A 19,739-nucleotide genomic window follows, 5' to 3' on the forward strand; every position below is an offset into this window, starting at 1 on the left:
GGATCTCTGCATCGTCTCCACCTGTCATGATGTCAATTCCGCCGTCTCCTTCAAGTCCTGTCACTATGCTCTGGATTCCAGCTGTTCCAAATACCTTCTCTCCAGCTGAAGCTGTCCTGCTTATTGTTCCATGGTCACCTAGCATCACATTGTTGCCTGCACCACCAGTAATTTCGTCACCTCCGGTTCCGCCCATCATGATGTCTGCTCCAAGGTCTCCTGTCATAATGTCGTCTCCACCATCAGTTCTGACATTCGAGTCTATGGTTACTAGCGTTTCTGTGGCTGCAATATTTCCATGGTCTCCAAGCATTACGTCGTCTCCGCCGTTGCCATACATCTTATCCGCTCCAGGTCCGCCTATCAGGATCTCTGCATCGTCTCCACCAGTTAAGATGTCGTCTCCGCCATTGCCTTCGCTCGTTGACTCTATCCTTTCTATTGTTCCTGGGGCTGATACCTTGTGAAGACCCTGTGTCATACCATTGTATGTGATGTAGCCGTGGTCTCCGAATATAATGTTTTTACCTGCGCCACCATACAGGGTATCACCTGAAGCTGTTTCAGTTGTAATTACAGTGAATGTCCTTACCTCAAGGTCTGCATTTATCCCGGAATCTCCGAAGATTATGTCATCTCCGCCTTCGCCGTAAATTTCATCAGCACCGGATCCTCCAGCAATGTTGTCCGGTCCCTGGCTGCCATTTATAATGTCATTTCCAGGTCCACCATAGATTGTCAGTCCGTGTGATGAAAGTTTTGCATCGATTGTATCGATACCAGGATTAGTAAATGAATTAGCGTCGTACGAAAGCACATTGTATGTTCCATCGTACCTTGATCCATCCTCAGATGTGTCTCCATATACTACCAGCGGTCCTGAATTTCCACTTATTGTTATTTTGTCTTCTCCTCCTCCACCGTGGACTGCAGTTATTGTTCCTCCTGCAGTATCCGTTATGGTAAAGTTGTCGCTGCCGCTTCCAAGCATTATCTCCAGGATTTCCATGTTGGTATAGGTTACTCCACCCTTATGCGTTTTAATTATTGGAACTTCAACTGTTCCTTCGTTGACTGGAAGATCTCCTCCCATGCCTAGACCTGAAAGATTATCTATTGTCAACGTTGCTGATGTTCCTATATTTGTTCCGTCATTGAATGCATACAGCTTGTCCTTCATCTCGTTCTCATTTACCGCAGTAAATTCCGGATCTTCGAGTTCAGGGCTAATCTCATACGGAAGTCCTACTCCGCTCTTAAGCGTGAAGTCAGGAGCTCCGTCATAGTTGAAGCCTTCTAAGTACAGAGGTCCTTGTATGGTTTCCAGATTGTGATCGACTATAGTCAAGATGCTTCTTGTGCTTGAAATGTGTTCATTCACATCTCCCATCAGGTTGAATACATCAGATCCAAGTCCTCCAACAAGCCTTGTTACCATTCCTGCCCTTGTGCTCTGCACGTGGAATATGTCGTCACCCTCCATGCCGTATGCCTCAAAGCTTTCCTCTGCACCCTCGATTATGATGTTCAGTCCGGCACCGCATATTCCATCTGCTGTAACTATGAAAACATCATCCAACTCAGTTCCTACAGCTATTACCGTATCGTATCCGTCGCCTCCGTTGATTGTGACAGGTGCATTTATGTTGTACTCTATGTAATCATCACCTGTTCCTGAATCAACATTCATCAGAGCCTGCCCAGGGGCATTTGGATCTGCCAGCGCGAACGCTCTCAGTATGAATCTGTCATTGTCGTTTTCCCCTTCCAGTTTCAGTGGCTTCATGTTGGCGTATACGGAGAACGAGTCATTCCCGTCGCCTCCATAAAGCTCCATGTTGAAGCTGTTTCCAGGTGTCAGATATCCTCTTGTTGTAAGGACAGTCTTTATCTGGTCACCAGTTTGGATTCCATTGATATTATCAACTTGTCTGTCTGTTTCGAACATCTGGCCAATCTGGAAGAAGTCATCTCCGCCTCCGCTATAGATCTTTGTAATAGCGCTGTTGTCATCGCTGTAGAACCTGTCGTCTCCTCCAAGTGTGCTGATGTCAAGTGCCTCAATCTTGTCATTGTAGTTGATCCTCTCGAAGTAATTTGTATACCCTTCGCCTACGATATGCAGGATAGCTATGAACTTCTCCCTAAGGAGGAATACATCCGGATCAACAGTTCCATTGATATAGAGACTGTCTCCCAGTTCTGTTCCGTTATCCCACACATTTATGATGTTGTGGACATCCTGACCATTGTTGATGTTTATTGTGTAAGTATCGGCTCCGCTTTCACCATCAAGTGTCAGTGTATCCTGAAGTCCGCCATAAGTTTCAGTTTCAAGCGATGGCAGTCTGTTAATCAGGAAGCTGTCGCTTCCGCCCTTGCCGTGCATGCTTATGACTCCTGATGCTTCGTCTACCGTAAGTATGAACGAATCATTGTCGTCGCCACCATATACGTTAATTGAAGGTGCTATTGGAAGCTCCAGTATCTCGATGGTTGCTCCGGTTCCCTTGTCAGGGTCACCAGTATAACTGTAGCTTATTGCTTCGTATCCAGCTCCATTGAAGTCTCCGAAGAGTACTACCTCACCGACTGCTTCAATGATGCTTGTCTTCAGGATATGGATGTCGTCTCCAGACAGGAGGACAACCCTTCCCTCAGAATCTATTTCAGCAAGTGCAGCTATTGTTATGTCGTCACCTGATGCGCTGTCATTTGTCCTTATTATGGTATCTCCACCACTGTAGATGTAGCTCTCAAGTGTGAACGGGCTTCTTACCGTAATCTGGACCTTTCCATCTGCATCGATTCCACTCTTTCCGTCGGCAATTCCTTTAACCGTCAGTGCTCCATCATTGATTATCCATACATCCCCTGCAGCATCTCCTGCTAGCTCACTTACCTTTGTCATTACTGGAACAGCTTCTGTTCCAGCTGATCCGCCTGCTGCCATGCTCAGGCTCAGTCCCTCGGCGTTGTAGCCGGAGGTGAGTCCTATTGCATTCACAATAGCACCAGGAGCTGATATGAATATCCTTGAATCGCTTCTGAGCTTTCCAAGGCTGAGGCTTCCAGTAAGCTCGTCAATGAACATGTCAAGCTTTGCATCAGCATCAAGCTTTCCTGCTCCGCCGTTTGCAGAGTCAATCTCAAGATGGTTGCCTGCGGTTCCAATTGATCCGTTTGTCGCTGTCAGTGTAATGTTCCTTCCAAGTATGTTCGATGGTTTGGTCTCACCTTCAGTCTGAGCATCAAGAATTGATCCCTTTGCCTTCAGTATTAAATCTCCCGTGCTTGTACCGATGACAAGTGCGTTGATGTCGCCTTCAAGCTCCTCAACGTAGATGCCGCCGTTTGTCGCATGGATTTCCATATTTCCGCCAAGAAGGTCAGTCTCGAGCGTTCCTCCAGCTACTCCAACTGAGTCTGCATTAATTAATAGAGACTCACCAACTATCTTATTAAAACCGTCACCAGTCGAATCCTTTATCCAACCGTCCGCATTGATGCTAATAGCGCCAGGCGTATAGATGAAGTCAAGGTTGAACGATCCGGTATCAGCTCCTGATGCGATTCCCCTAAGCCAAATGCCTCCATTGCTCCTTGCTACAAGCCTCTCAGTACCGGCTGAAACTGCAGTTACTCCTATCGGCTTTGCTTCCGTACCAATTGCTCCATTTCCAGCTTCAATGACAAGGCTTCCGCAGACTATGTTCTGTCCTGCTGCCGTAAGTGCGCTTTGTATTCCCTTAGCGCTCCTTATCCTTGTATCCTGGCCCGTCATTGTCATGATCCTTATGTCTTCTTCAGAGCCTATGTAGCTGTCAGCACCGGCAATTACAGTCAGTGTTCCTGTCGATGTGATGTCAAGGTCGTCATGGATTGTTATTATAATGTAGGCTGAACTTGTGCTTCCACTTGAAACCTCTAAATCATTGACATCATAGAACCTGACGTCTCCACGCTCCGCTGCTGCAAGCATGAGCATTGTCTCCTCAGTGAGCAGTGCCTTGCCTTCCTCAAAATCTATCCTTGCAGTCCTCAGGTTTCCAATTCCGCCTGATGCCTTAAGCGATACATCCTGCCCGCTGACATTTACCAGCTCATACCTGTATTCAGTATCCGTCAGCCTCTTATGAAGCGCGTAGGCAAGAAGAGTTGATATCTCATTCGGTGTATACTTGCTGTCTGAGCTGGCAGCTATTCCTGCAGATGTCCACTGGTCCATGAGATTTCCTGCAGTCACATTGTCTCTCAGTACCACGAGCACTCCACCATTGTCACCCTGCTTCTCCGTCTCGTCTCCGTCCGTAAGGCTTCCAGATACAGCTTCGATGCTTACACTTCCGGTCGCTGACACAATACTCAGTATGAACATGTCGCCATCAATTTCCTTTAGGTTAATGCTTCCTTCCGCCTTTGCAATCATTCCGCTTCCAGCTTCTGTACCAGTATCAACTCTAAGAGCTGTACCTGACCCGATGCCTCCGGAACCTGCGTAAAGACTTATTAAATCACCCTTCACTAAAGTCTCCGATGATGCTGCGACAATCCCTGTCTGAGCAGTGAGCCATACGTTACCGTCGTCGGTTGAAACCTCAACGAGTTTAAGTGTTCCACTGATTTCCAGGATACTGATGTCTCCCTCGTCTGTTACAGCCTTAAGGCTTCCACCCTTAAGCTCAATATATATAGGCTGCCCGTTTCCGATTCCAGTTCCGGCAAGAAGCTCTATGTCCTTAGATGTTATTGAAGTGCTTGATGTCTGCAATATTCTTCCATCAGTGTCAAGAGTTGTTTTACCCAGCACATTAGTTACAGGTCCCATGATCACTATGTCCTTATCTGACACTATGCTTATGTTTCCTGCAAGACCTCCCGCAAACTCTATGGCTATAGGGTAATCCGCCTTTATGCTGTTGTAGTGAACGTTCTTCACGTAGGTTCTGTAAATAGCCTCAGTCCAGTATGTCTTCTTAAGTCCCAGGAATCCTCCGGACGTTGTCCATTGCCTTTGGGAAATGAGAATCTTTGCACTCTGTGTTATTGACTGATACCAGTACATGTACGGTATGCTGCTGCTTCCAGGTACATATGCCAGATATTCTCCGTTTTCCAGCGGAACCGGAGTTCCGTAAGTCTGGTAAGCGTAGCTGTACAGAGATCCAGGGTCCTTTGCCAGCCAGTCTATCCCTGCCCAGGATGATGTGGCGTAAGTGTACGTTTCTTTTATTCCTGAATCCTGACCGAGCACATATACATACCTGTAACCGACTGTAGGCTGATATGTAGTGGAGCTTGCATCTGCGATGTTCGTAACAACTGTCGTCGCTGCGTCCTCACTCGTGTTCGACCACCAGGTCTTGACTGTAACTGTGTACTTGCCTGTTCCTGTGTCGTATGCCCTTGTGTACTTGGTGATTTGGTAGTATGTAAAATCATCTGTCTCCGTTTCTGTCTCAGTGCCTGTCTTTATCTGTTTCGAAGTGTCTGTTATCTTGATCGTTCCGTGGCTTCCTATTCCTACATCAAGTGCCTTAATCGCCAGGCTGTACAGCGTTTCGTTTACGACGCTGATTGTACCGAAGCCGTCAAGTGCCTTGATCCTACCTGTGCCTGTTGAGATGATCTGACCGAACAGCTCCACATATCCGCCTCTGACATTTACATCATCAAGAAGTATCCTGTCATTAACCGGATCATAGTAGAACTTCATGTCTGAAATCTGTACCAACGGATAATCAAGGTAGTTCCTAGACAGGAGCCCCCTGTTCTTATAGGTTTGGATCTTGGTATCTATGGAGCCTGCAAGGTAAGCGCTTTGTGTCGCATGTCCAGCTTCGATAAGCCCATTTACGTTCAGGTACCTTGCTGCTATGAATATGTTAGCTGCCCTTAACTCGCTGAGCTTTGCGTCCTGCCTGTTCGTAACTGAAAGTATCCCTGCAAGCAGAGAGTTCATTGCCGCCTTCTCAGCCGGGAAGAGAATATTGTCATAGCCATCAGGATACCTTAACGGTATCTGAATCAATGAAAGCAGATAGTTTGTATTGTTCTGCTGGCGCGTCGCCATGCTGCTGTATTGAACCCTGACCTCTCCACCTACACTCACGAATGTATCCTGGTAGCTCTGGACCATGCTTGCTGAAGCACTGATGCTCAGTGTCCCTGCATTGATGTCAGTCCTTACGTATACGCTTCCGGTGCTGTGTATTATGACTGCACCGACCCTCGATAAGGTACCAATGTTGCTAATAGTTCCAAGGAGAGTTACATCAGGTTTCTTTAATGATCCGCCGTATGCACTGTCTACTGTTATAGTTGGTGCCTTCGAAGTTCCGCTGTATTCTGCCATTATGAAGTTAGCTGACTTAATTCTGTTCAGGTTATTGAGATTCTGGTTGAACAGTTCAATTGATGTTCCCTCCAGATTCCCTCCATTGAATCTTATGTATCCGCCCTCGGTTTCAGGAATCGTAAGCCTGTTCACTATGAGGAATGCAGGACTTGAATTCTGTACTGTTATTTCAGCATCCCCTGGTGCAGACAGCTTTCCTGTGCCGATGAAGCTTGTTCCGATAACGTTGATGTTGGATGACTGTGCCCAGATATCATCAACCCTTATTACATCCACATACACGTCGAGGTCGATCGAGTAATACGTCAAGCCGTTTATGGTAGTTACTACCACGGTGTAGCCCTGCTGTTTCAGTTCTTCAAGCCTGAAGCTTAGCTCCTGCGCAAACGCTGCTCCTGCTTCAGTTCCGGCATACTGTTCCTTGAGCATCTGCAGCCTTTCAAGCTCAGCTATGATACTTGCTGACAGAAGCTCCCTTGTCTTTGTGAATGTGATTCCGTCGGACTTTAAGGTGACATTTCCTTCCGAGTCAAATATTAATCTTTGCTTGTTCCTGATTCCAACGTAAATCTCTCCGTCTACAGTGATCGTTCCGGTACTCGACATAGGTGTGCTCTCATAGCGTATCTCAGCTCCTATTGCGCTCCTATAGTAATCCTTCCCGGTTCCAAGGCTCTCAAGTATTGTTATGCCTGTCTCGCCAATAAGGTTCGCATCCTTCACTGCCTTGATAATGGCTCCGGAATTAACCGTTACGTTGTTTGTCTGGTCGAAGCCAGCTACCGCATCAGGATTTGTATTTACAGGAAGTGCCGTATAGTTCTCGAGATAAGTTGTAGACTTCAGGTTGTAGGTATTAACGTCTCCGTTGCTGTTAGCTCCTGCAAGAAGATTTACTTCTCCTTCTGAGAACAGGTCAGCTCCGGTACTAAGGGTTATTGTATTGACCGCTTTGACAAAGGACTTCGAATCTCCCTGGGCGGCACCTGCTCCACCTGAAGTGTGCACGAAGGTGTCTGTGATGATGTTAGCTATGGTCCTTGCCGAAAGGTCAATGTCGCCTACACTCTTTATGTCAGCGTTTCCTATAGTCACATAAGCTGTCAGTGCATTTGTTTCAACCTTCGAGCTTGCCTTGGCAAGTGCTATTGCTCCACCGCTTACAAGCTTTACCCTGTCTCTTGCGTATACGCTGTTCAGCGCCGAAAGTGCCAGGCTTCCAGGATAATACTTGTCTCCGATTACCTCCAGGCTTGCTCCATCTGCTACTTCGATCCCTGTGGTGTGGCTTATTGTGCTTAAGCTTCTTGTCGCAGGCACATCCACCAGGCCTCCGCCAGATCCTGACCATGCATTGTAGTCGCCGCCGATATAATCTTTGGATGAACTGTTGATGGCTGTCGCGACTATGTTGTATGCAGGTATGGTGACGTCTCCAATCTTGATACTTACCCCTGCATTAACGCTATGTATCGCTTCCGCTCCGCTGTAGCCTAAAAGGGATGCACTTGTGCTGTCCACCTTGCCGTCGAACCTTGAAGTATGGTCAGCATAGATAAGAAGCCCTATGAGGCTGATCCTATCAGCGCTGTTTCCGATTTCCGCCCTGGTTGTACTCGTGCTAGAAGTCTCTGCCTTTGCAGCTGACCCGGCCACAAGTCCTCCAGTTCCGGCTGTTGAATCAGATATGTTCTTCTCGTCTCCGAAAGCGGTTATCCTCAGCTCGTCTGCAGCTATCCTGAGTCCAGTTCCAGTGTATGCGCTTATTGTGCTTGTTGACTCTGCCCTTGCAGTGTTTCCTCCAACTGCCACGATTCCTCCCGTTTTAGAGGTTCCAACAGCCTTCTGATTCGTATATGCATAGGCATTGATTTCAGCTATCCCTGCAGCATCGATCCTGACTCCGGTTCCTGTATACGCATTTACCAGACTTGTCGTCGATGCCAGTGCATTTGTGCTTGAGACTCCAATCAGAAGAGCTCCACTGCTTGCCTTGGCGTCAGCGTTTGCCGTCATTCCGATTCCATTATCCGGTAACAGTACTATCGCGCTTACAGTCAGCTGAGGCTTTATTGCTTCAGGATCGACTATAACAAATGCAGCCGCTGTGGTTATCTCAAGTGTAAGTCTGTCGCTCGATTCAAGTACAAGGAACTTTCCGTCCGTTGAAACGGACTCGACAATATAGGTACCGTCGTTTGATGCAGTTCCCGATACCCTTATCTCCTGTCCTGCCCTGAATCCGTCGCTATACCAATCTCCTGAGCCTCTTCTTATCCTGTCCATGGTGTCCGCAGTCAATGTTATGTTACCTATGACCTCGTTCTTAAGTCCGTAGTTCTGCATGAGGATCAACTCGGTTTCAGTTACACCCTTTATTTCATATGCACCATTATTAAGAGCAGTGCCTGCCACCGTTATCGCCTGTCCGGCTTCGAATCCATCAATGAACCAGCTTCCTGAAGCCCTCGTTATGGTGTCCGACCTGTCCGAATAGACCTTGACGTTTTCTGCCGCACCTGCTGCTACCGCGCCTTTTTCAACTAGTGTGAGCGTTTCTGCCGTCAGTGTGTTTATGACATACTGAGTGGTTACTGTCCCTCTTACAACTACGATGCCGTCTTCAGCCTTGTAGCCATCTGCTATCCAGCTTCCTGAAGCCCTTGTAATGGTATCCCCGTTTACTGCATCCTGTGCAAAGGTCATGGTGCCTATGGTCTCCACGTAGTTGTCCTTGAAAGTCAACGTCGGTGCACCTGACAATATCACAGCGCTCATGAACTTGATATTCGGATTGCCATTAAGGAGTGTCGCTCCGGAATACACCTTCGAATAATCCCCTATCCATGCACTGACATCAGGTTCAGCCTTTGCTGTTGAACTGGAAACTCCTACGCTTACTCCAGCTGATGCTGTAGTACCCTGAACAACCGCTGAAACCTTTGGTGTCACGATCGCCGCTATCTCCACATCACCCTTCGAGAACACATATGCATTGCTTCCTACATAAGCCTTGACTGCAGGCTTTATCGAAACATCAGCGATGTTCGCTGTTATTCCTACAAGGAATCCCCCGGTTGCTGCTTTTCCAGTTGCCTGAGCTGATTCAGCTGATTCCGCCATTATGAGCAGGCTTCCTGCAAGTATATCCGCATAGTCTCCTATGAAGGCATTTGTCTTCTCGTTAGTCCTTACGACAGCTACGACCGCTCCTACTCCAGCTATGCCGAGTGCCAGGTTGTCCATGGAAGCGTCTATGTGTACAATGCTGTCAGCCTTTACTGTCAGCTTTCCGCCTGCCTTTACAACCACTCTGCCTGCTGATGATGCTGCAGCTTCAATGAATGCTGCGGTCACCTTTCCTTCAGTATTTGCAGTTGTTCCAACAAGTGCCGATATGTCAGGCTCCTCCATGGTACTAAGCATGGATCCTGCCCTTGATGATGTGCCGTCGCTTCCTAATCCCATTGACCCGATCTGCGTGTCTCCGCTTACCTGGGTCAGGAGGCTGTCCCCGTTGTCATTAGTGATCGCAAACTCATCACCGGCAGTCTCGTCCATTGCTTCACCGATGCTTATTACGGATACTGCACCGCTTACTCCAAGAAGTCCTCCTGCCTTAGAGGATACCTTTGAGTAGATATTCTTTCTTGACAGGGCTTCGATAGTTATATCGCCAGATGCATAAATCTCTGTTTCAAGTCCCACACTTGCAACTACCCTGTTCCTGATTGCAGCAACGTCTACTGTCGCGCCTATTCCTGCTCCGATTCCACCAGCAAGCGAACCTCCCGTTCCATCGATTGTGGAGGTATTGGTTGCTGAAACCTTTACCGTCTGCTGTGATGAACCCGGATATCCCTTGTTAATCAATGCCGCTGTTGAACCCTTTACTACATTTGCCTCAGTTGTTGATTCGATGGTATTGACCGATACCGCTCCTGCAAGGCCTGCTGCTCCGCCAATACCGATAGTTCCTAAAACCGTTTCGATTGTATCACTTGATACAGCCTTGATCTCCATTGCTCCGTATGCCTTCAGGTTACCACCCTTAGTCTCGGCTAAGGTTGAGCTCTTTATAGTATTCACTGATACTGTGCCGCCAGCTCCCGCGAAGGTTGACGCTGCGAGGAGATACGAGGTTGAACTAACCTTTGCAATGTCGTTTGCAAGTATTGACAGCTTATCAATAGCTGCTACATCCGAATCATTTATATAAGCTCTGTTGTCACAATCAACCAGTGCTACAGAAACCGAACCTGATACCGATACAGAGTACATCGACCCAGATATCGATACTCCTGCAACAACAACTCCTACATCTTCAAGTGTGTCTGTTGTGACCTCAACGTCCTGTCCGTATACTACGGACCTTGTGACATTATCCTTGTCAATATAGGCATATGTGGTGTTCTTTATGCTTGTGTGGTCAACTGCTGCTCCTACAGCGATAGCGCCTACTGTAAGTCCTCCTGCCTTGACATCGACTTCCGTACCCTGATGGACCTTTACCTTGACCCACATGCCAGGCTCAGACAGGCTGTTGATTGTGGATGCCACAATATATGCCTTTGTCGTATCGCTGACAAGTGTTACTGAAAGCTGTCCGGAAAGTGCTAATGCTCCGATTGAAAGAGATCCCGAATCTACAGTGATCTTATCATCACAGTCGGCAACTATGAACAATCCCTTTGCCTTGACCAGGCTCTCGACTCCCAGGTTATCCCATGACTTGACGTCAAGCTCTTCCTTCGTGCCCTTGGCCTTTATGTCAGAGTATGAGCTATAGGCAAGTGTGGTATTCTCCACGTTGTTTACAACCGCAACTGCACCTATTCCGATAGCGCCGCCAGTAAGTGCTCCTCCATAGGCATTTATCCTGTTTATAGAGTCTGCAAGTATATACACGTTTCCTGCCGCTTCAGCCGTCGAATGGTCAACGTATGATTCGGTGCGGTTTCCGATGAGGTTAATTGCTGTAGAGCCTGCAAGGGCTACTGAGCCTCCGCTTCCTCCAGCAGCTATCGTATCAATGGTCGTATCCGACTTCGCGATGATGAGTATGCTCCCTGAAGAAACAAGCTTGGACGCCAAATCAGCGTATGCCTTCACAGTATTGCCAATCTCGTTGTACGCCGCTCCGGCTCCTATTCCCGCGGTACCTGCTATGCTTACCTGGCCTGCTACGGACCTTATGACCGATGTGTCTGAGGCATTTATTCCTATACCCGGCACCGGACTGCCCTCTGCATAAGCCGAGGTGTTCTTTGAAGTGACATCGCTGTCCGAGATGAATGCAAGTACGCTGTTCTCGATCCAGTTCAGCGAAACTGCTAATGCAGCTGAATAGGATCCTCCTGCCAAAGCTGCAGATACTGTCTCAATGCTTGCTGAAGATCTTGCTACAAGTATCACATCACCTGAATCGGATGTCACATCCGAACCAGATATTGATGCTGCCACAGAATTCTTCACGTTGTTCGTAGCAACTCCTGCACCGACTCCTCCTGTTCCTCCTCCTGCAACTGCTCCGGCAAGTGACTGAATGGTCTTCAATGCATGAGTGGTTTCATTCTCATCGAGGGTTCCGTCATTGTCGTCAGGATTTCCATCAAAGCTTGAAGATAATTCGTCTCCACCATCAGCCTGAAGCATTGATGCAGGTATGGTCTCTCTCTTTGCAATAAGAGCTTCCAGCACTATGCTGTTCTTGGCTGTTACCACAGAACCATTTAGGATTTCCGCTGAAGTCTTTGTAGTGACGTTGTTAACTGCAACAGATCCCTGTAATCCGATTCCACCAACGCTTGCACCAGCAGCTATATTGAATATGAAGGAATTTGTCCTGGCCTTCAGGTTTATCGACCCGTTCGGGGATGTTACCCTTGAGCTGTCGATGTACGCCCTGGTCCTGTTGACATGGGTTCCGTCACCTATGTTCACTGTACTTACCGCTGCTCCTGCACCCACAGCTCCTACTGAAACATTTCCGGCAATGGAGCTTGCCGCTGAATTATCGTATGCTTCCAAAGATATGTCCCCTGCTGAGCTTACAAGCTTAACCGCCGGTTCAAGCATATCAATGCAGCCCTTGATGTAGCTTTCCGTATCCATATATATGTTGTTCATGGATATGGCGCCGTTCACCGCAACTAAAGCTCCGCCGCCTGCTGCAGATATGCTCTTTATCATCGAATCCGTCGATGCATTGAGCTTCACAACAGTTCCTGATATTATCCTTGAATTCTCGATCCAGCTCTTAGTTCCAACGGTTGCAATGTCACTTAAAGTTACCTTGGTGCCGTTGTCATTTGTCTGGTCACCCTCCACATACCCGTCATCAACCTCATTTGATTTGCAGCCTATATTGTTGATTGCCAGTGAGCCACCAATAGCTGCAAATGCAGAAGTGCTGAGTGACCCTGCAAGGGAAGATATCTCCGAAGAGTTGACTGAATCAAGGTAAACACCCTTGTCCGCAGATACTGTTGAATTGTAGATGCTTGTAAATACGCTGTTGGCAATTGTATTCTTCGCAACCGACCCGGTAAGGCTCACATACAGTCCGAAGCCTCCGCCTGCAGCTGTAGCCTTGATTTCCGAATCAGAATCCGCATCAAGTGACAGGCTGCTCTTGGATGTTACAGTGGAGTTCTCAACATATGCCCTTACTTCATTTGCAATCTCATTGAATGCACCAGCTGCTCCAAGTCCACCACCCTCTACCGCTACGCTAACCTGCCCCGATAAAGCAATTATGCTCGAGGTATCCTTTGCCGTGAGAACGACTCCCGATACCTTCAGCGGGTCAGTCTCCACATAGTTTGCTGTTACTGTGCTGTCCTTGATATAAGCATTTGTGTCATTTTCAATCTTGTTGATTGATCCAGCCGCTGCAACCGATACATATCCTGTAACGACTATGGCTGCTGACAGCGTCTCGATCGATGCTTCAGAGATGGCCTCGATACTTATCTGTCCATCAGATGAAGTGACTGTCGAGGATACTATAGCCGCATTGACATTCATCCTTACATCATTTGTAGCAACCGCTGCTCCTATGCTTCCTGAGCCTCCCCCTGCAACTGCTCCCGCAAGTGACTGTATTGTTGTTATACGCCGGTCATCCTCCGAATCATCGTCTGAATCCATGTCCAGTGAACCAGTGTTTCCATCCTGCTCTCCTACAGTTACCGCACTCGATGGAATGGAATCCCTGTTGCTTGCATGAGCCTTAAGGCTAACTCCGGTCTTTGCATTCACAACTGAATTGTTCCTGATTTCAGCGTTTGTATTCGTCCTTACATTATTAACTGATACTGAACCCTGAGCACCTGCGTTACCTCCTACTGCTACACCTGCTGTGAAGTTGAATATCACTGCATCAGCCTTTGCTGTAAGTTCCGCCTTGCCGCCTGTTGACTCGACCTTTGAATTGTCGATGTTAGCGCTTATGACATGAGGCTTTGCAAGTGTACCGATATTTACCGTTCCTACAGCTGCGCCTGCTGCAAACTTTCCTGATACTGCAAGTGTTGCGGATATAATACTGACTGTGGAGTGGTCCTCTGCCTTCATAATCAGGTCGCCCATGATGCGTACGTATCTCTCAGTTGTCCCGCAGTCCTTGATGAACGCTTCAATCAATGAATAGATGTTGTTTATTGAAGCAGCTCCGCTGATACCTGCGTCTCCTGCAATGGTTCCTGCTCCGGTCAGGTTCTTTATGACCGAAGTCGAGATGGCACTGATTGTAAGTCCGCCACCTGTTGAAACAACCTTTGAATTCTCGATGAAGCTCCTGGTATTGGTCGGCTTGTCAGCTGTTCCTATGTTGTTCGTAGCAATCGCTAATCCGAAAGCCGCCTTTCCTGCTCCTGCAACCGTACCGGCTATTGCTCCTATCTTCAGGTTGTCAGTTGCCTCAAGGGTTATGCTATTCACTGTCCCCACTTCAGAATTCTTGATATACGTCTCGGTGTCTGCTCCTATGTTATTTACTGATACAGATCCCCCTGCAGCCAGAGTCTTCGCTACTGCACCACCAGCTGTTATGTTGACTATTGTGGCATCAGATGAAGACTTCATTGCAAGTGAAGCAGCATCAAGCTTCGTATCCAGCAAATACGCAGTGACGATCTTGTCTATCTCGTTGTAGGACAATGCGATTCCAAACGAAGCCTTGTCAGATGCCGCAAGAGATCCTGCCAGTGAGAATATGTACGAGTTATCTATGGCATCCATTGTCACTGCACCTTCAATATCCTGACCAAGGGTCTTCTTTCCGCTAACAAACACCTTCGTATCCCCGATTATCGTGTTTACTGAAACTGACAGTGCACCAGCCATGCCTTCCTTGCTTGCACCAAGTGCAGCGGTTATCGCTATGATCTTACCCTTCGTCTCCGCATCCATGTCGAGGAACCCTGCCGCTTTGACATCCGATGCCTCGATTGTAGATACAGTTGAATTTCTCCCTCCAAGAGCCGGTACATCATTGAACGCAATGGATACTCCTATTCCGCCCTTGCCTCCGTATGCCAGAGCGCCTGCAATTGAGAAAATCAGCGAATTGTCCTTGCTCATCAGAATAACATTGTTTGCAGTTATATCCGAAAGGTTGATTATCGACGCTGCCGTCTGGCTTCCTATGGTGTTGATGCTTACCTGCCCTGCAATGCTTACGCTGTTTGAGCTTGTGGACGCTGATCCGCTGGCGCAGATTGATATTATCCTCTCGCTTCCGTCGGCGCTTGAATCATAGCTTCCTGTAAGTACTACATTGGAGTTGTCCGTCAGCGACTTCGTTACGTTTGTAATATCATTCAAAGCGAACGATCCTGCCAATCCTACTGACGTTCCCTTAGTGGTAACCAGAGACATTGATCCACCTGCACCGATGATGAGCGTCTTGTTGCCGGCCTTCATGGTAAGTGAGACAGCCTTAAGCGAAGCATCATGTATAAACGCAACCGCAGTGTCACCCATCTCATTTATGACTACCTCAGCCGATATACCCAGTCCGAACTTGCTCTCGCTCTTAGGCTCTGCAGGCTTGTTCGGATCAGGCGTCTTCTCCTTGACTACAGCCGCGGCGAGTGCCAGTGAGAATATGAAGCCGTCATTCTTCGCCTCAATGGTGACAGGTCCGTTTGCGATTACTGTGAAGAGCGAATCTCCAGGTTTCCCATCAGACGTAGTAGAAAGCAGATCGTTCCCTATGAAGGCTCTTGTATCCCTGGTAATCTCATCTATGGCTATTGACGCCCCTATACCGATGCTGTTTGATGTTGCGATACCGCCCGTAAGGTTAATTATGAAGCCTGAATCCTTTGCATGGATCCTTAATACAGACTCGGTCTTTGGAGTACTGTAATCCCCTATGATTATCCTTGCGCCGTTTTCTATGCCCGCCCACGTCTTGTTGTTGATGTCGATAATGGAGAAGGTTCCGTTGAACGCGAAATCTCCCGCTGAACCGCCTGAAGCCGAGAACGAGAAGCTGAATGAACTCGTATCCGCTGAAACATCAAGCTCATCTGCATATAGTACAACCCCGTCATATATCATCGCAGTAGACACGTTGTCATAGCTGATTATCATCACTGTTCCGCCCATTGCAGCTTTTTCTGCTTCATCTCCGGATGCTGGTGCCGTGAGCTTTATCTTAAGTGACTTCTTCTCTCCCTGTCCCTCCACTCCGACTCCAGGAATCTCGATGTTTCCGCCAAGGTGAATGGCTTCATTCACTACCATGGATGATACAGCAACCTTCTGCACGCCGGTCCTGTAAAGTGCATCTGCAATCTGGTTTATCTTTGCGTTCTTGTCGATATAGGCTTCTGCTGTTCCATTCATGTCAATCACCGACACTGCTCCGCATATGCTTACTTCTGCTCCCTTTGCTGTGCTCTGGGTCCAGGTGTTGACCAGATTGTTATCCACTCCATACTGGTCCAGATATGTTGTGAAAGTCCTTACGAGCTCTCCTCCCCTGTACATCCAGTCAGATCCAAGGTCTTCCCATCTTGCATCATCAGCAAAATTTTCAACAGACAGGTCTAGTGTTTCAGGAAAACTTCCCTTGAATTTGTATAGGTTTCCTTCATCTCCGCCTGCCGTGTGTCCTGCAAGCACTTCAACTATATCGCCTTGTGCTACGTCAGCAGCTACATCACCTGTATCTGCCTGCTCCAGTGATCCAAGGTCGAACCACATGCTGCCATTATAATCTACCGTTGCAAGATCAATTGTCTGTCCGTAGATTATCAGCCCGCTGTCATATTCAGCCAAGTACATGTAGTGATGTCCCGGGGTTCCATTATCTTCATTTTCGTCATCTTTCAGGACCACATCTCCGGTATAAACCATCTTGCTTCCTTCGCTGGCATTATAGGTAGGTTTCCCCCCCAGTGAAAGGTATGTCCTGTATGCATCCTGTATAAGGTTCAATCCCCAGGTGAATTCGAAGTCATTCAGCGACTCAGCCCTTACTATCAGGTTATAGGCGGCATCAACTGATGCATTCTCTGCGATAAACGCCTTGGCATCATTTGTAAATATGCCTATGGCGACTGCAGCTGAGCCTGCAAATTTTGTTCCATCATCCGCAGGTGGTTCTTCATCGATAGGAGGGTCTACCGGCGGGTCTGTTGGCGGCGCTTCCTCTGTCTCGGAAATTGCTCCTGAAGCTGTAATATATGGCTGGCTCTCAATTGTTGCGATAATGAGAACTGATCCCTGTGACTTCACTACCGCTGACGTCAGGCTTGGATAAATCGGATCTACAGGTAGTCCTATCCTTGCCGTTGCATGGTTTATGTCCAGGTATACAGCAACTGCAGCCGCTATTTCAAATGTAGCTGCCTGGTCCTTTGTCTTCTTGTCTGTCTGCTGCTGCTCTGCTGACTTTGAGGATACAAGGTTTTTTATCTTTCCAAAAAGCGCAGTAGCCTTTAATATAACCTGGTCAATTATGTTCCCCTGAGTGTCGTCTAGAATGCTGCCATAGGTACTTGTATTGACTCCAGCCTGTGCGCAGACTCCAACGTTGGTTGATGGTATTGATGCGAAAAGCTTGTTCATCTCTATGGATTCCTTTACCACAGATGCATTTACTTCAATATCCCCTGCAACCTCAGCCTTGCCATCAAGCAGGGCATTAGTGGTCCCATGCTCGTAGGATACTGCCGCAGACATTCCAAGCATTCCTCCATCTCCTGATTTAGACCTTGCTATTGTAACGTTCTTGTCTACAGTTGCAGCAATCAGATTAAGGTTTCCCCCGACTGTCAGGTTCGAGGTTTCTGTAGTCTGCACAGTTGCATCGGAATTTAAAACGCTGACGGCAACTGCAAAGGCTACGCCCTTTATGCCGCCTGCGCTACCAATTACCTGCAGCGTGTTATCGGTTGTTGCACTAAGGTAGCAATCGCCTGAGGTTGTGATGTTTCCATTAACCACTAAATCAGCATTGGAGTTTGCTATTCCGACAGCTACACCTACTCCAAAACTCAAAGGTGATGCTGAAGCCTCGGTAAGGCTCTCTGACTTGGCGCTGAATTTTTCAGCACTTATCTCGGTACCTTCCCCGACAGTAATAGTCGCATCGGCATTTGATATCGATACTCCTGCAAAAAGGTTGAAGTTTTCAAGCATTTCAAGTCCGGTATTTACAGCAACGTCAACAAGACTATTAAAATCCACAACATCTTCATTTAATCTGTACTGATTGATTGAAGATGCAAGAAGAACAATCTCCCCACCCTTCATAGTAACGTCTTCACCGATTTCTATTTTCGTCACTGTCTCATCGAAGTCAAATGACGGTATGAAGTCTCCTATTCCAATTACATTGCTGTCTTCTGCTGTCATCGTTATCGCACCAGCCATAAATGTGTTATCTGCATGTGTGAATATGCTCGCCCTGTCTTTTATGGTTATGAGTGGTGCGGTCATTGTTAAGGATCCTGAATCACCAGCTGACTCTCCGATCTCATGATCAGTTACACCTTCAGCAAGTAATCTTGTTGATATTGTCATGTCTTCTGCCAGAGTTATGCTCTTGATTGGGTTATCTGTATCAGCAGAAGATATTACCAGATTTTCGCCTGACAGCAATATATCCTCTGTTATCGTTACATCGCCATCAAAGCTAATCCATCCCGAGGTGTATGGCAGCAGATAGAAGTCTATCCTGTGAATCGAGATAAACTCAGGTGAAAGGAGTTGTTCGAACTTCAGGGAAGATTCAGCATAACCCTCTTTGCCTGCTACTATCTTGTATGATCCTGCTTCTACCATGTATTCATAGAATCCTTCAGAATTTGTAGACTGTGGATTGACCAAAGTGCCGTTAAGTATATAGTCATAAAGAGTGTAGTTTGCTCCTCCGTCAGTTGTCCTGAATACAGTGACTGTAGCATTCTCAATTGGAAGCTTCGTCATCGCATCATATACATATCCGTTCGGGTCTACAAGTTCCGGCTGAGGAGTTTCTTCATTAGTAACTACTTCAAGCCCTGCTCCGCCTTCAGGTACGGATACTGTTTCAGCAAGTATCTCTTCTCCTGTATCGGCAGGCAAGGCTTCATCAACCGGGGCTTCCGGAGCAGTGACAGCTTCTGTCAGAATCTCCGGTAGTGGCTCTGGTTGTTCGGCTGCTGGCAAAGCGGCTTCAGGAGCAATGTCCTCTGTCACTGCTTCCTCTATTGGCGGCAGTACCTCCTCTATTGGTGGCAGTACTTCCTCTGGCGGCAGTGCCTCCTCGATTGGCGGCAGAACTTCCTCTGGTGGTATCAGTACCTCCTCAATTGGTGGCAGTGCCTCCTCAATTGGTGGTAGAGCCTCCTCTGGTGGTGGCTCAGTCGTCTCCACTATTGGTGGTACCGGCTCCAAAGCCGTCTCCTCTGGTGCGGCAACAACCTCTCCAGTCGGAAGTGCCTCTTCCGGTGGAAGTTCGGTCGTCTCCGTTAATGGCGGTAGAGGATCAGCAGCTGTCTCTTCAGGTGCCGCAGTGACCTCTTCAGGCGGCAGTACATCCTCAGGTGCAGGTTCTGTAACTTCCGTTATTATGGGTACAGGGTCCACTGCAGTTTCTTCAGGAATTGTTTCAACCACAGCCGTCTCTTCAGGCAAAGGATCTGTACCAAGTTCACTAGCAGATACAGAGTGAGATCCAAACATCATCAGGGCCGTGATTACGGCCGCTATAAACATGAGAAGTTTTTTATCAGGGTCACCTCTCACTTGGTGCATACTATCGTCTCCTTTTGACGTAAAGGTAATAGCAGCAAGCTAAAATATAGCAGATATCATACGCAGAGGTCCTTTTCGCAGTCAAATTCAAGCTTCTGATATCGTCGGTCTAAAACTATGGCAT

1 pseudogene is annotated in these 19,739 nt (G+C 47.6%); it reads right to left on the reverse strand.

Annotation, left to right across the window (positions count from 1 at the left end):
• Window positions 1-19,615, reverse strand: a pseudogene (locus tag J2Z34_RS08710) (hypothetical protein); the annotation flags it as partial.
• Between the last annotated feature and the right edge of the window lie 124 nt (window positions 19,616-19,739).

Source organism: Youngiibacter multivorans (assembly GCF_017873395.1).
Lineage (GTDB): Bacteria > Bacillota > Clostridia > Clostridiales > Clostridiaceae > Youngiibacter > Youngiibacter multivorans.